The sequence below is a fragment of the Limibacterium fermenti genome, assembly GCF_041902845.1.
Taxonomy (GTDB): Bacteria; Bacteroidota; Bacteroidia; order Bacteroidales; family Dysgonomonadaceae; genus Limibacterium; species Limibacterium fermenti.
The window spans coordinates 3,310,931-3,325,413 of the sequence record NZ_CP159486.1 but is presented as its reverse complement, the minus strand read 5'-3'; the positions used below and the strand labels follow the sequence as shown (position 1 = coordinate 3,325,413).

Below are 14,483 nucleotides of genomic sequence, written 5' to 3'. Positions count from 1 at the left end.
ATTAAAAAACATCCTTTATATTTGCAACCGTTTCCAATTATATGGAACGTTATTAAACAATGGTTACAACTTCTATTCGAATTCCCGGCGCTTACCACACATCATTCTCTGTGAATATGTGTTGTATGTGTATGCCCTTTTTTAAAGGGGATATCGGATGGAGTATGTAAAAAAGTGACAGCGACCGTATAAAACTTACAACATACAGGCAGAAGCCCTTCCGATAGCGATTCGGAGGGGCTTTTTTAATTAATAATGAAGTAATGAATGAATAAGTATGAAAAAAAATCTCTTTTTTGCGCTGTTAAGCGCGCTCGTTTTAGTGGCTTGTCAAAAGCAGGAAGCCAAGTATGAAATACAGGCTACCATTGCCGATACGGGAAAACCGTCGAAGGCATTTTTAGTGTTCCAGAATGATTCGGGAGAAAACGTGATCGATTCGGTTCTGATCGAAAAGGGCAGTTTCCGCTTTTCGGGGGCTTATGAAGCGCCCTTCTCGGCGACGATTGCCATTGATTATGATGGAAATCAACCTTTCTCGCGCCAATTGGAAGACCGGTTGAATTTATTTGTCGAACAGGGTAAGATTACTTTAACCAGTCCCGACTCCATAAAGAATGCCGAAATATCCGGTTCCCCTCTGAATGCCCTCTCGCAGGAATACGATTCGTTGGTGGCCGACTTCCAGACTCAAAAATCGGAATTGCAGAACGAATTTCGTTCCGCTTCGGAGGAAGACCGGAAATCGGAAGCATTCCAGCAACAACTGAATGAACGCTGGGAAGCGATTGAAGGGAAAGAAAAAGCGGTCGCTTATGACTTTTTGTTGGCTCATAAAGAGTCATTCATCAGTTTGGCCAAAGCGCTCCCCGTCTATCTCGGATATGATCCGCAGGTGGAAACGTTCGATTCCGTCTATTCCCTGTTGTCGCCGGAGGTTAGGAATACGATATTGGGGCGTACGTATGCCAAACGTATCGAAACGCTGAAGGCAACGCAAGTAGGAAAGATCGCTCCCGATTTTACACAAAACGACACGGTGGGAACCGCTGTGAGCCTGTCGGATTTCAGGGGAAAATATGTTTTATTGGATTTTTGGGCATCTTGGTGTGGACCGTGTCGTCATGAAAATCCGTTTGTCGTGTCGGCTTTCGAAAAATATAAGGATAAGAATTTTACCATATTGGGTGTCTCCCTCGATGAGTCGAAAGAGGATTGGTTGAAGGCTATTCACGATGATAAGTTGGCCTGGACGCAGGTTTCCGACTTGAAAGGCTGGAAAAACGACGCTTCTACCCTCTATGGCGTGAGGGGCATTCCCGCCAATTTCCTGCTGGATCCCGATGGAAAGATTATCGATAAGAATTTGCGTGGAGATAAGCTTGTCGAAGCGTTGGAGAAGTATTTACAGTAAAACCGACAGTTGTTATTCCGAAGCGGAATCAGAAACGACTCTCCATCCGAATTTATGAGGAGGAGATGAGGCCGGAAATATAAGTACTATTGAGCAAGAAAGGAGTAATCCGGATATTTACCCCGGCTTACTTCTTTTTTTCTGCTTGAAAAAAACAAAAGCACATTTCTTTTTGTTTATTGGTTACTTTTTGAGAAGAATATTGCATGGATTTGCATCAAAAAATTGATTTTTAACATTAATTTTTTGCATAGTAAAAGGCAAAAGAGTTATATTTGCATTCGTTTTGGGTTAGAACGTGTAAAAGTTAAAAAATACCGTCCTGACATCTTGCTTTTTGAAGGTTGTTGCGTGTCTTTTTCTTAAAAAAAGAAATACAAATAAACGATTTTCCAAAAGGTGACTGTAAAGTATATCTTTTTGCCTGATTTTTGTGGTAAAATGAAAGTTTTTTCAAAATAAGAGTTCTATATTTGTATAGCTATTGAAAATTAATATATATTTGCAGGGAGAATGTCATTGTTGTATGTGTGTTAATCACACGTGGGGATATGAAAAATCCCTACAGCGTACGTAAAATCGTAGAGTAACGATTGAATTGAAGATTATAAAATAGAGTTTAATTAAAAAGTAGAGTTTATGAAAAGAAAACTAGTATTGTTTTTGACCCTGTTCTTTGTGGGAATAGGGCTGGCGACTGCTCAGACACGCGTACAGGGTATGGTGGTGGATGAAGCAGGAGAACCTGTCATCGGGGCTACGGTGACCGTTAAAGGATCTTCGCAAGGGACGGTTACCGATATTGACGGGAATTTCACAATTTCAGCTCCGGCAAACGGAACATTGGTCGTTTCGTATGTGGGGTATGTTCCGCAAGAAGTTGGCGTGAGTGAAAATGTGAGAGTGACATTGGTGGAAGATTCTGAGTTATTGGATGAGGTTATGGTTGTTGCTTATGGAACAACAAAACGATCTTCTTTCACAGGATCTGCGAGTACTATTAATAATAAAACCATCAAAGATATTCCGGTTGTATCTTTTGAACAAGCGTTGCAAGGAGCCGCATCAGGCGTAACAATATCTTCGTCATCAGGACAACCCGGTTCACAACAGCGAATATCCATCAGGGGAGTAGGATCTATCAATGCAAGCACAGAACCTCTTTATGTCGTGGACGGCATACCTATGTCTCCTGAAAATATTTCCATCTCGGGTGTTACCGACTCTCCGGGTTCTTTAGGTATATCCAGTATTATAAATCCCTCCGATATTGCATCAATCACCGTATTGAAGGATGCGGCCGCCGCTTCGCTTTATGGCTCGAGAGCGGCCAATGGTGTGATTCTGATTGCGACTAAATCGGGAATAGCGCAAAAAGGTAAAACTCGTGTTACTTTCAAGGCGCAAGCCGGATTTAATGATTGGGCGGTGAAAAGCCGTGAAATCGTAAGCGGAGATGAATTACGTGAATTATGGACAGAAAGTTATTACAATTATATAAATGACGCTGTTGGTGATAACTGGACAGAAGAACAAATTTGGGAAGAAGTGAATGGGACCATTGATTATTATGCTGCAAAGCCTGAAAATGGACAATATTCCGATTGGGAAAAAGCGTTATTCAAAAAAGGTTCTTCTCAGTTATATGAGATTAACTTGGCCGGAGGTAATGATAAAACCCATTTTTTTGTTTCCGCTGCTTATAACAAGACGCAGGGAATGGTCAAAACATCCAATTCGCAACAATATACTGGGAGGGTAAACTTATCTCATGATGTAAATGATCGCTTCAAGATAGGTACGAATCTGTCTGTATCTAAAGTAGGGCAAGAGAGAGTGATGGAAGGGACAGCTTATGCCAATCCGTATTATGCCACTCGTACTTATCTCTGGCCGACAATACCTATTTATAATGAAGATGGATCTTATTATAATGGCGAACTACTGAGCGGATATGAAAATTTAGTCCAAAGTGCAAATACAGACAAATACCCTCAAAGTGTATTCGATTCGCGCTCTTCTATATGGGGTGAGTATCTGATTGTAGATAACTTGAAATTCAAACAGACATTAAATTATTCAAGGACAACAAACGATGCGACTACTGTTTGGCCTTTTTCAGGAGGAAATGGTGAAGGTATGAATGGTTTAACTATAAAATATAGTACAGGAAATGAAATTTTGTATTCATCGTCACTTCTCACATATGACAAGGTAATAGGTTCACATGATTTCGATATTCTGGTCGGATGGGATGTGGAAAGACGTGATTACAAGGAACTACAGGCCGTCGGTCAGGGTTTTGCTTCCGATAAAATATCGGATTTGAGTAGCGCTGCCATCCCTACAGGAGCTTATTCCATTACGCAGCCGGATAGAATGTTGTCGTTATTCTCTCGTTTAAATTACTCCTATGCGGATAAATATTATGCTTCTGCCAGTTTTCGTCGAGATGGTAGTTCCAGATTAGGAGAAAATAATAAATGGGGTAATTTTTGGTCTTTATCTGGCGCATGGCGATTGTCGGAAGAATCCTTTATTAAGGATAATCTTTCTGCAATAGATAACTTAAGGTTACGACTCTCTTATGGAGAAAGCGGAACTCTTCCATCTAGTTGGTATGGATCACAAAATACCTATGCGCTTTCCGGAAGTTATTCTAAAAACCCCGTGATGTATCCGGCTAGAATCCCAAATCCGGACTTGTCATGGGAAAAATCAAAGACACTAAATTTCGGATTGGATGTAAGATTATGGGATGCATTCACTTTTGAAATGGATTTATATGATAAAAAAACATCAGATTTGATAGCTTCTATCCCCGTTTCGCAAGCCACTGGATTCTCAAGTTATTTGAGCAATGAGGCTGAAATGTCTAACAGGGGAATCGAGTTTTCAATCGGTTATGATGTATTTAAGAGCAAAGAACCGTCGGGTTTCTTTTGGAATACGCAGATCAATTTTGCCCACAATGTGAATAAGGTGAACAAAATTTACGGCGGAAAAGACAATACCTCCCGATCGCCGTTTATTACCCGCGAAGGCGAAGCGTATTATAGTTTCTATTCGAGGGAATATGCCGGATATGATCCCGAGACAGGGGAAGAGCAATGGTACACAAATAAGCAACTCGAAGATGGCTCGTTTGAAAAGGAAATTACAAAAAATCCGGGACAAGCGAATCGTGTGATTGTCGGCAAAGCCGATCCTAAACTTACCGGCGGATGGTTGAATACTTTCTCTTTTAAAGGATTCAGTTTGAGTGCTCAGATGGCATTTTCTTGGGGTGGTAATTTTTATGATAACTCAGGGTGGCCAGCAATGTCTAACGGAAGATTCGATTTCACTTATTTGCCTTCTAAAGGACAATTAGACAGATGGCAAAAACCGGGAGATTCGGATAAAGCGTATGGAAGACGTTCGTATGGGTATGCTTACGGAAATTACGGCTCTTCTAAATGGCTTTTTGATGCCAGCTATCTACGATTGAAGAATCTTTCTTTGAGTTATTCTTTGCCTGCAACGGTAATCAATAAAATTGATTTGAGCTCCGCACGACTTATCGTATCATCTACGAATCTTTTTACGATTTCAAAAACAGATGACTATGATCCAGAGTCTGCTTATAATGGAATTGTCGGTTTTGCATTGCCTCCTTTGAAAGACGTAACTTTCGGGATAGAAATCAGTTTTTAATTTTTAAATGGAAGAAAAATGAATACATATTTATATAAGACAATATTTTTATTGACGGTTTTTTTTGCAACGGTTTCGTGTTCGGACTTTTTGGAGGTGTCACAATCCGACGAGTTGCCTAAAGATGAAGTCGTAACGAATGTGAAGGAAGCGAGTGCCGCTTTAAATGGCATTTATACTCTCATGAAATCGGCAAGCTATTACGGTTGCGATCTGGTAACCTACGGCGATGTGCGTGGCGACGATATGGGCACCATGGCGGCGGGTGACAGAACTGCTTCTCAGTACACTTACGGGCATACTACGTCCCTGACATCTACGAATGCTGGTTCTTTTTGGGAATATGGATATCGGATGTTAGGTAGATGCAACAGCCTATTAGAAAGAATTAACGCGGGCGCTGTTCAAACTTCATCTGATGCAGAGAAAGCGCAATTGAATGATATAAAAGCGCAGGCTTTGACGTTGAGGGCATTACTACATTTCGACTTGGTGCGCATTTATGGAGAGCCCTACTTGAAGAACAAAGATGCATGGGGCGTCATAAAAGCTGATCGAGTGATTAATAAAGAAGAGCAACTTGCCCGAGTCTCTGTGAAAGATATTTACTCTTTTATGGTTTCGGATTTGACAGATGCAATCGGAACTACTGAAAAGCCCAATTTGTCTGAAGACAAAAAAAACGGTTATATCAATCTATGGGCTGCCAAATCGTTGTTGGCAAAAATATATCTTTATATGGGAGAATATAAAAAATCCTACGATTTGGCAGAAGATGTAATAAACGGTGGAGTTTACTCTCTTATTGCCGGAAGTGATTATGTAAGATCATGGGGAGAAGCATTTTCCTCGGAAGCCATCTTTGAGTTATATACTTCCGATGTGGAAAATGCCGACCGAGAATCGATTGGATATGTTTTAAGTCCTGACGGTTATGCTGCCAGTGGCTCTACGCAAGAGCTATTTGATTTGTTGAATGAAGACCCGAAAGATTATCGATTAAAGTTAGTTACTAAAAAAGAGGGCGAAGATAAAAAAATAAGATATTTTATTAATAAATACCCTGGTAGAGAAGGTAATTTGTATGTCAATAATCCACATATCATTCGTTTGTCCGAGGTGTATCTTATTGCTGCAGAAGCGGGTGCTTATGTAAATGAAGCAAATGCAAAGAAGTATCTGGATGATCTTCGTAAGGAAAGAAGGATTTCGACTACTGAAAGTCCGTTCGTACCTACACCGGAAAGTGTGAGCGGTGGAGTTTTGGTCGATTTGGTAAAGGTCGAGAGACGCAAAGAATTGTTCGGCGAAGGACATCGGTTTTTTGATATTACAAGGGATTTAGGTACAAAAACCATGAAAAGAACAGGAACACCCACCTTTCCACTTAACAACGATATTTATGTGAAAGAAATCGGTTGGAATAATGATTATTCGTATTTACTGATTCTACCCATTCCGAGTGAAGAAAAGGATAATAATGCGGTTATCCAACAAAATGAGGGGTATTTAAACTAGTTATTTTATTGGTTTCTAAAAGAATTTATTTTATTTTTTTGTGATTCCAAAAAGCTAAACGGATTACAAATTATGTTTTGTAATAGAGCTCAGTATTGGCTGAGCTCTATTTTTTTACTGTTTTTTATTTCTCTATTGTTAGAGTTGTCGATGTCTTATCTAAACCTTCTGTAAACTATTTGTTCTTTCTGTTTTCCACGATTGTTTCTTCCTTCTTTTTCGTAATAATGAGCATCTTCACTATTTTCAAATTCTCGGGGAGCGACCACAGCCCTTTTATCTCCTCGTTATACGCCAATTCTTATTTTTTTGTTTGTTATTCCAATCATTATTATTGTCCGGAATAACAAACATTGGAGGAATGAATACGAGAAAGCAAGTCATATTCCCGAAGCACAAATCCTTGCTGGAACACATGGGTTTATTTTGACGGAAGAAGGGTGGGTGTTATCTCCTGCTTATGATTTAAACCCTTCTATTGATAAAGACCACTTGTCTCTGAATATTGATATGGATGACAGTGCATTCGATATCCTTGACAATACTTCATTCATGGTTGTTGACCTCTTATTCTGTTAACGAATCAACGAAATCTCCAAACCTCAAAATCTTTTCACTATTGGGCTTATTGAATAGCAAATGTTCAAAATCTTTTTGCTTTTTCTTCAAATCAACCGTTTTCAGTAATTCGGCCGTTGGATGTTTAAACTCCTGCAGGTTATGTATTCCACAACGCTTTGATAAAAATTCATAGTCCGGTTTCGTTTGCGCCAATAAAAACATCAAATCGTAAAAGTCACGCCTCTTGGAGCGTACTAACATGGCTGCTATTTTTATACTGCACAATACGCCATCGGAAGGGACAGGAAACGGGAAAAAAATCCGCAACCTTTGATATTTATCGTTCTTGCTTATGGCCGCTTAATTCCAAATCGAACAACAGTTCCGGAAAATAAATATTCCGTCTGAATGCCGTCAGTTTCGGATTGTTTTTATCTTTTGCTTCAACTCGTATCCGAACATCAAGTTTTCTTTAACATTCTTATAAGAGTATTCGCCAAATTCGTTACGAAATGAAGCCGTTTTCAAAGATGTCACGCTGGTAACCTGCACCACCGCTTCCGGTATTATTCCGTAAAATGCCAATGCCGTGTGCAAGCTAATATAAGATGGACGATAAATTCGATTAGCAAAATAAAGGGAATAATCCGGCTTGTTCTTATATTCCGAAAAGGCGAAATACTCTTGTCTTAATCGGATAAGATACCCTTTCTTAGCCCAACGGGCAAGGTTATTCCTGTCAAAATCGGGATGCCATGCATATACCTGTCACATGGGATATGACGGACGAAATTACCTGCGAAAGAGAGATTCGGGGTGTTTTGGAGGCGGCACGTGCAACCCGATGCGATAACCTTTTTATCGTCACAAAGGATGAAGAGCGGATAATATCCCGGGAAAGCAAGCAGATCAATATTGTGCCGGCTTGGAAATGGTTGTTGCAGCCGATAACTCAGGCTTGAAATCTTTCTTTTCCCGGGAATATTCTTTCCATTATTTTTTATTTGCCCCGTTCGAGATAGAATCTCGATATTTTTAGTTAAGTTTGTGTTCTGAACAACTATCTAATCTCAATAATGCGCAAGATATTTAATTTTGTCCTTTTTCTGTTAAGTATGTTCTTGCTTATATCTTGTAATAATAGGCAAGACAAAGAAATATATAATCGTTTGTCCCGATGGGATAAAGCGGTTGACAGCATTCCCGAGCAAATATCGGATAGTTTACAAACTCTCGATCCGCAAACGCTCTCGCGGGCAAACAGGGCTTATCGTCGTTTGCTGGTAACGATTGCGGAAGATAAAACATATGTCGATTTTACTTCCGACTCGCTTATCCAAAAGGTCGCCAACTATTATGAGAAGCACGATCCGAAAAGCGAAAACTACATTCGCTCTCTCATCTATTTGGGCATTGTCCGTAATCGTATGGGGGTGAATGATAGTACGGCTTACGAGCCATTGAAAAAAGCCGACCGGTTATTTCAAAAACAGCCTAATCCTAATCCGACTATCGGGTATATGATTAATTACTTTTTGGGAAGTATTCATTATAATAATGCAAACTTTGAACTTGCAAACAACTATTATAATGAAACTCTCGATTTTGCGCGATTGGAAAAAGAACCGACTCATATTTTTGATGCTTTTTTAGTGCTTTTTTGGAATGAAATGATTCAGAAGAATCAAGAAAAAAGTAAACAATATATGGATTCATTAGTTACCTTTTATTCTATACTTCCTGAAAAAGAATATTTTATTTTAAATGTACAATCTGCTTATTATGATACACAAGGTGAATATGAAAGAGCGCTGGATTTTGAAAAGAAAAAATTGAATTTAAGCCTTTTTCTGAAAGAAAAGATTGATTTTTCTCGAGTATATTTTAATATTTCAGATAGATATAATAATATAGGACAACTGGACAGTGCTATGTATTATGCCCAAAAAGCTATTGATATGGTTAAAGATTCTACCTATAGACATAATTATATTTTTTATGAGAATGTTGCATATATTGCTGAGAAACAGGGCAATTTTGGGCTAGCAAATAATTATCTTAAAAAGGCTTCGGAAATATATAAAGAATCGGTTAAGAAGCGGTTGGATACGCAGGTGATGGAGTTGGAAAAGAAATATGATTTATCTGAAGCGGAAAACCGGGCATTACGCTCCCGGCAAACAATGCTCAGTACCGTCGTACTTTCTTTATTATTATTGATGGTGCTCATTCTGGTGATGATGATCAATCGCCGCCATCGGCGCAAAGCAAAAATGAGATTAATGGTTTCCGAACATGAAAATCAAAAGCAGACATTACAAACACAGTTGCTTACCGAAGAAGCGAATAAGAGGAAATGGCTTATGGCGTTATACGGCCATATTTCCGAACGGCTGACTTCCTTACAGGAGCAGTTCGACCAATTATCCCAACGATATGTCTCTTCGCAACCTAAAATATACGAATCGATGCGGACGCTTTTGCGTTCCACGGAAACGGAACTGCGTGATTTGCCGGAAGAGTTGCTTCCGGATGCCGAGACCTTCTTTCAATATACGGGTATTCAGGACGCGGATTCCCATTTGAATGAAACGGATAAGTTGCTATTGATGCTGGTAGCTTGTCATGCCGATAATCGTCAAATCGCGACTTTTATGAATGCCTCTCTCCAAAGCATTCGTACCCGAAAATCGCAATTGAAGAAAAAAATGACGGAAAAAGGGATGGATATATCGATTTTTTCGGCTTGATTTTGTGCTTTTTTCGTAATATATAGCTGGTTTGTCGATTTGGAGGTGTTAAAGTTGTCCATGTTAATTTTCTTGTATTTAGTGATTTAGATCTGTTTTACCCGTTAAAATAAGGAGAGGGGGTTGTTTTTTATGTCTTTCCTTCATTACTTTGTGTCTGTAATTGATAACGTTTGGAAAGCGTTTTGATTCTCAGAAATAACAACGTAATATTAAAAAATTGAATGATGAAAAGAAATGTATTTTTAATGGGATTACTAATGTGTGTTGCGTTTCTCTTCTCTGCTTTTTCAGTAGAAAAAAGCGAAGAGATAAAGTTTGATTATCAGGATAAAATAGCCTTAAGTAGGGAAGGTGGTACAACCCGTTCGGGATCGCCTATTACCGTAGAAGCCGAGAATACCCGGGAAGAATTAACCCTACACATTCAAAATTACACCGGTGCGGCCACCGTTGAGATCAGCGGCGGGAGGACATTCCGCCGGGTCAATTTTGATGTACAAGGAGAGGCTGTTGAAGTCATCAATATCGCGACGTTGCGTGCCGGCACGTATACTTTACGGGTTATTTTGGATTCGGAAACGTATGTGGGAATTTTAACGCAAAGGCAATATGGACGTTAACGCGAATAGATCAACCGTAAACCCGCAAAATTCTCAAAAGAAAATCGAGAAGTATGTATTGTCGGATGTATCCGCTTGCACTTTTACTTTTTCGAATGGCGGGGAGAGTTGTGTGACGTCTTCGCCCGATCAGGAGATTATCTTGATGAAGTTGATTCCTCATACAACCAAAACGAAAGTTTTTCATGAGTATGTGCTACGCAATTATTCTGCCTGTAGAAACGCCAGTGAATTAGGTATCCGGTGTGGATACAATTCTCAAAAGACATTTACCCGTCATTTCAAAAAGTTCTTCGGAGAAACTCCTTATCAATGGATGCTGGACAAGAAGATGGATGAAATTCGTTCATTAGTCTTAAACTCCGATATAACGCTGAAAGAAATTGCGGAATTATACGGATTTAAAAACCTGACGCACCTTGTTAACGCCTATACGTCGCGGTTTGGCATGCCGCCTATCAAAAGTCGCATGCTTACGAATAAATCCCACAAAGCGGTATAATATAGATTATAGATAAACACAATTTTCATGGCTCTCTCATAGGCGAAAAAGCGCTCCGTTATTTTGGGGCGCTTTTTTTCTGGTCTATGTTGTACTTTATCGGGCTCAGTCCCTCCGATCACTCCTGGCCACTTCGATCTTATACTTTTTACCCTTCATTTTCTCCTCCCGGATATTCGCCAGAAGCGTTTTTACCACAGGCGAACGGACCGCGACAAAAGAAATAAAATCTTTCACTTCAATCAAACCCAAATCGGAGGTATCCAGTTTTCCTTTTTGTAAGAAGAAGCCGACGATATCGCTTTTATTTAACTTATTCTTCTTGCCGCCGCTCACATAGATTGTCTGGTATTTGGGTCGATCGGGCAAAGGGTTTCCTGTCGAAACGGACAATACCTCGATGTCATTCGGAATGTAATCCGGCATTTTCTCCTCCTTGAATTGTAGGATATATGCGGTTCCCGAAGCGTCCATGCGTGCCGTACGCCCATTCCGGTGGATAAATTCGCTTTCTTTGCCCGGCAGATGATAATGAATGACATGATTCATTTCCGGGATATCCAATCCTCTGGCGGCCAAGTCTGTCGTAACCAGATAGTTCAAGCTCCCGTTTCTGAATCGAATTAGCGTTCGCTCCCTGTCGTCCTGATCCATACCGCCATGATAATAGGCCGCGTATATCCCTTTCTTGTTCAATAAATCACAAATCCGCTCCGTGACCTGCCGGTGATTGCAGAAGATCAGCGCCGGTTCGGAATGAAGGGAGCAGATCAAATGAAATAACGATTCGATCTTATCCTTTTCGGGGGACAACACCAGTTTCATGGAAAGCGTGTCGCTCTTCTCTTCCTCTGTATAGTCGAGCGTTACAGGCGATTCCATCTGTACAAAATCGGGAATTTCCACATCGGAGGTCGCCGAAAGCAAGATTCTTTTCCGCAGGGCCGGCAGTTGGCTGAGGATGGTATTCATATCCTCCTGAAAACCCAATTGCAGGGATTTGTCAAATTCGTCCAGCACTAAGGTTTTAATCGATTCGGTAGCGAAAGATTTTCTTGCCAGGTGATCCGTCAGCCGTCCGGGTGTTCCGATCAGCAAAGCCGGAGGGGTGCTTAAATTTTTCAGTTCCGTTTCAATGGCGTGTCCTCCGTAACAAACGTTTACTTTGAATGCCGTGCCCATCTTCTTCCACACCTGTTCTATTTGAAGGGCCAACTCCCTGGATGGTACGACGATTAAGCACTGCACCTTAGGGATATGCTCATCCAATAATTGAAGAATCGGTAACAGATATGCCAGGGTTTTTCCCGTGCCGGTAGGAGATAACAATAATATGTTTTGTTCTTTTATAATCACATCCCGGGCCGCGATCTGCATCTCATTCAGATTCGCGATCCCCAGGTTGGACAATACGCTTTTGTTCGGATTTTCTGCTTTCATGGGACAAAGATACGATATTCCGACATCAATATAGGCTTTAAGAGACGTTCATTCAACTTATTTCCGCTCTATCTCCCGCAGGTTCTCCATCTTTTTTTTCGCTAGGAACCCGTAGATGTCTTCGAGATGTTCGGTAACTTTTTGACTGCCGACTTCGTACACTTTCTTTACCAATCCATTCAGGAAATCGCGGTCGTGAGAAACCACGATCAGCGTTCCGTCGAAATCTATCAACGCCTGTTTCAGGATATCTTTGGTTTTCAGGTCGAGGTGATTGGTCGGTTCATCCAGGATGAGCAGGTTTACCGGTTCGAGCAGTAGTTTTATCATGGCCAGGCGCGTGCGTTCGCCACCCGAAAGGACTTTTACTTTCTTGTCGATATCTTCCCGCCCGAACATAAACGCGCCCAGGATATCCCGGATTTTCGTTCGGATATCGCCCACGGCAATATCGTCGATCGTCTGAAAGACGGTCAATTCCCCGTCGAGAAGCGATGCCTGGTTTTGTGCAAAATAGCCGATTTTCACGTTGTGTCCCAATTGCAAGTTCCCGCCGAAATCGGTTTCGCCCATGATACATTTTACGAGCGTGGATTTCCCTTCGCCGTTGCGGCCGATGAAGGCCACTTTTTCTCCCCGTTCGATGGTGAAATTCACTCCTTTGAAAATCAACTTTTCATCATACGATTTGCTTACATTTTCAGCAATAATGGGGTAACTTCCGGAACGTGGCGCAGGAGGAAATCGCAGTTTCAACGCAGAGGTATCCACTTCGTCGACTTCCACCAACTCCAGTTTTTCCAGCATTTTCACACGCGACTGCACCTGCCACGTTTTCGAATACGTGCCCTTAAACCGTTCGATAAACTCTTTGGTTTCGGCTATCATCTTCTGCTGTTCGTCGTACTGTTTTTGCTGCTGTTCGCGGCGTTCTTTCCGCAATTCCAGATAATGCGAATAAGTGGCCTTGTAATCATAAATGCGTCCCATGGTCACTTCGATGGTGCGGTTGGTAATGTTGTCGACAAACGCACGGTCATGCGAAATCACCACCACCGCCTTCGCGCTGTTGATGAGAAAATCTTCGAACCATTCCACGGAATCGATATCGAGGTGGTTGGTCGGTTCGTCAAGCAAAATCAGATCCGGGTCTTGCAGAAGTATTTTTGCCAGTTCGATACGCATGCGCCAGCCGCCGCTGAATTCCGACGTCATGCGGTTGAAATCGCTTCGTATAAATCCTAATCCGAACAGCGTTTTTTCCACGGCAGCATCATAGTTGATTTGCTCGATACCATAAAATTTTTCGCTCAACGTGGCCACCTGCTCGATGAGTTGCATATATTCATCCGATTCATAATCGGTACGGACAGTCAGTTCGTTGTTGATACGCTCGATTTCCTCCTCCAACCGGTGGATGTGCGCGAAAGCCTGCGCCGTTTCTTCGAAGACGGTACGTTCATCTTCGGTCATCAGGTGTTGCGGCAGATAAGCAATGGTGAAATCTTTGGGTTTGGAAACCCGTCCTTTGGTCGGCTCCCTCACACCTGCCAGAATTTTCAACAAGGTCGATTTTCCCGCACCGTTTTTACCCATCAGGGCAATACGGTCTTTGGGATTTATTACGAAAGAGATATCCGAAAATAATGCCGCTCCTCCGAACTCTACGGCCAATCCGTCCACTAATACCATATCTTGTTTTATTTTTTCAGCCAGCAAAGATACATTTTGAAATCGGGTTGCGGAAATGAAAAGAGGGATGTAACGGTTTCTGCATATCCTATTTACTGTATCTTCGTATTTTTTCGGAAAGTTTTTTCTGGATCAACCCAAAAAGTTGTGGATAGATTCTATTTATGCTTAGTCTATAAGAATCCGGGTTGATCCCTGTTTAGGTTAGATGCTTTGTCTTTTTTTCTTGACTTTCGAACAAGACAGAATATATAGAAAAGGCCCCTCATATTCACTGAATATGAGGG

At 41.1% G+C, this 14,483-nt stretch carries 9 protein-coding genes; 7 read left to right on the top strand and 2 right to left on the bottom strand.

Features of this window, described 5'->3' with window-relative positions; translation table 11 throughout:
• The first annotated feature begins 277 nt into the window (after positions 1 to 277).
• From ABNK31_RS14400 to ABNK31_RS14370, 7 genes are all read left to right on the top strand, one after another.
• Positions 278 to 1,414: a redoxin domain-containing protein gene (locus ABNK31_RS14400; RefSeq protein WP_418893159.1), complete on the top strand. Its 1,137-nt coding sequence runs from the start codon at positions 278 to 280 to the stop codon at positions 1,412 to 1,414.
• A 639-nt stretch (positions 1,415 to 2,053) separates the two neighbouring features.
• The gene (locus tag ABNK31_RS14395) at positions 2,054 to 5,110 is read left to right on the top strand and encodes a SusC/RagA family TonB-linked outer membrane protein (protein ID WP_418893158.1); all 3,057 of its coding nucleotides are present in this window, start codon (positions 2,054 to 2,056) and stop codon (positions 5,108 to 5,110) included.
• Positions 5,111 to 5,128: 18 nt separating this feature from the next.
• A complete protein-coding gene (locus tag ABNK31_RS14390; RefSeq protein ID WP_418893157.1) occupies positions 5,129 to 6,628 on the top strand; it encodes a RagB/SusD family nutrient uptake outer membrane protein in 1,500 nt (499 codons plus the stop codon).
• 1,316 nt (positions 6,629 to 7,944) lie between these two features.
• On the top strand, positions 7,945 to 8,151 hold the full coding sequence (locus ABNK31_RS14385; RefSeq protein WP_418893156.1) for a hypothetical protein: 207 nt from the start codon (positions 7,945 to 7,947) through the stop codon (positions 8,149 to 8,151).
• Between the two features lie 207 nt (positions 8,152 to 8,358).
• A complete protein-coding gene (locus ABNK31_RS14380; protein WP_418893155.1) occupies positions 8,359 to 9,939 on the top strand; it encodes a hypothetical protein in 1,581 nt (526 codons plus the stop codon).
• 224 nt (positions 9,940 to 10,163) lie between these two features.
• Complete coding sequence (locus ABNK31_RS14375; protein WP_418893154.1) at positions 10,164 to 10,562, top strand: hypothetical protein; 399 nt, start codon at positions 10,164 to 10,166, stop codon at positions 10,560 to 10,562.
• Positions 10,552 to 11,064: a helix-turn-helix domain-containing protein gene (locus ABNK31_RS14370; protein ID WP_418893153.1), complete on the top strand. Its 513-nt coding sequence runs from the start codon at positions 10,552 to 10,554 to the stop codon at positions 11,062 to 11,064. The genes ABNK31_RS14375 and ABNK31_RS14370 overlap by 11 nt, the downstream gene beginning before the upstream one ends.
• Before the next feature lie 105 nt (positions 11,065 to 11,169).
• On the opposite strand, the gene ABNK31_RS14365 is transcribed toward ABNK31_RS14370, so the two are convergent.
• Both ABNK31_RS14365 and ABNK31_RS14360 read right to left on the bottom strand, forming a co-directional pair.
• The gene (locus ABNK31_RS14365; protein WP_418893152.1) at positions 11,170 to 12,504 is read right to left on the bottom strand and encodes a DEAD/DEAH box helicase; all 1,335 of its coding nucleotides are present in this window, start codon (positions 12,502 to 12,504) and stop codon (positions 11,170 to 11,172) included.
• 57 nt (positions 12,505 to 12,561) lie between these two features.
• The gene (locus tag ABNK31_RS14360; protein ID WP_418893151.1) at positions 12,562 to 14,196 is read right to left on the bottom strand and encodes an ABC-F family ATP-binding cassette domain-containing protein; all 1,635 of its coding nucleotides are present in this window, start codon (positions 14,194 to 14,196) and stop codon (positions 12,562 to 12,564) included.
• Between the last annotated feature and the right edge of the window lie 287 nt (positions 14,197 to 14,483).

What these genes read in the sequence shown, in the direction of transcription:
- ABNK31_RS14390 (WP_418893157.1), top strand. Translation starts at nt 5,129, where the DNA reads ATGAATACATATTTATATAAGACAATATTTTTATTGACGGTTTTTTTT.
- ABNK31_RS14365 (WP_418893152.1), bottom strand. Translation starts at nt 12,504, where the DNA reads ATGAAAGCAGAAAATCCGAACAAAAGCGTATTGTCCAACCTGGGGATC.
- ABNK31_RS14370 (WP_418893153.1), top strand. Translation starts at nt 10,552, where the DNA reads ATGGACGTTAACGCGAATAGATCAACCGTAAACCCGCAAAATTCTCAA.
- ABNK31_RS14385 (WP_418893156.1), top strand. Translation starts at nt 7,945, where the DNA reads ATGCATATACCTGTCACATGGGATATGACGGACGAAATTACCTGCGAA.
- ABNK31_RS14375 (WP_418893154.1), top strand. Translation starts at nt 10,164, where the DNA reads ATGATGAAAAGAAATGTATTTTTAATGGGATTACTAATGTGTGTTGCG.
- ABNK31_RS14360 (WP_418893151.1), bottom strand. Translation starts at nt 14,196, where the DNA reads ATGGTATTAGTGGACGGATTGGCCGTAGAGTTCGGAGGAGCGGCATTA.
- ABNK31_RS14400 (WP_418893159.1), top strand. Translation starts at nt 278, where the DNA reads ATGAAAAAAAATCTCTTTTTTGCGCTGTTAAGCGCGCTCGTTTTAGTG.
- ABNK31_RS14395 (WP_418893158.1), top strand. Translation starts at nt 2,054, where the DNA reads ATGAAAAGAAAACTAGTATTGTTTTTGACCCTGTTCTTTGTGGGAATA.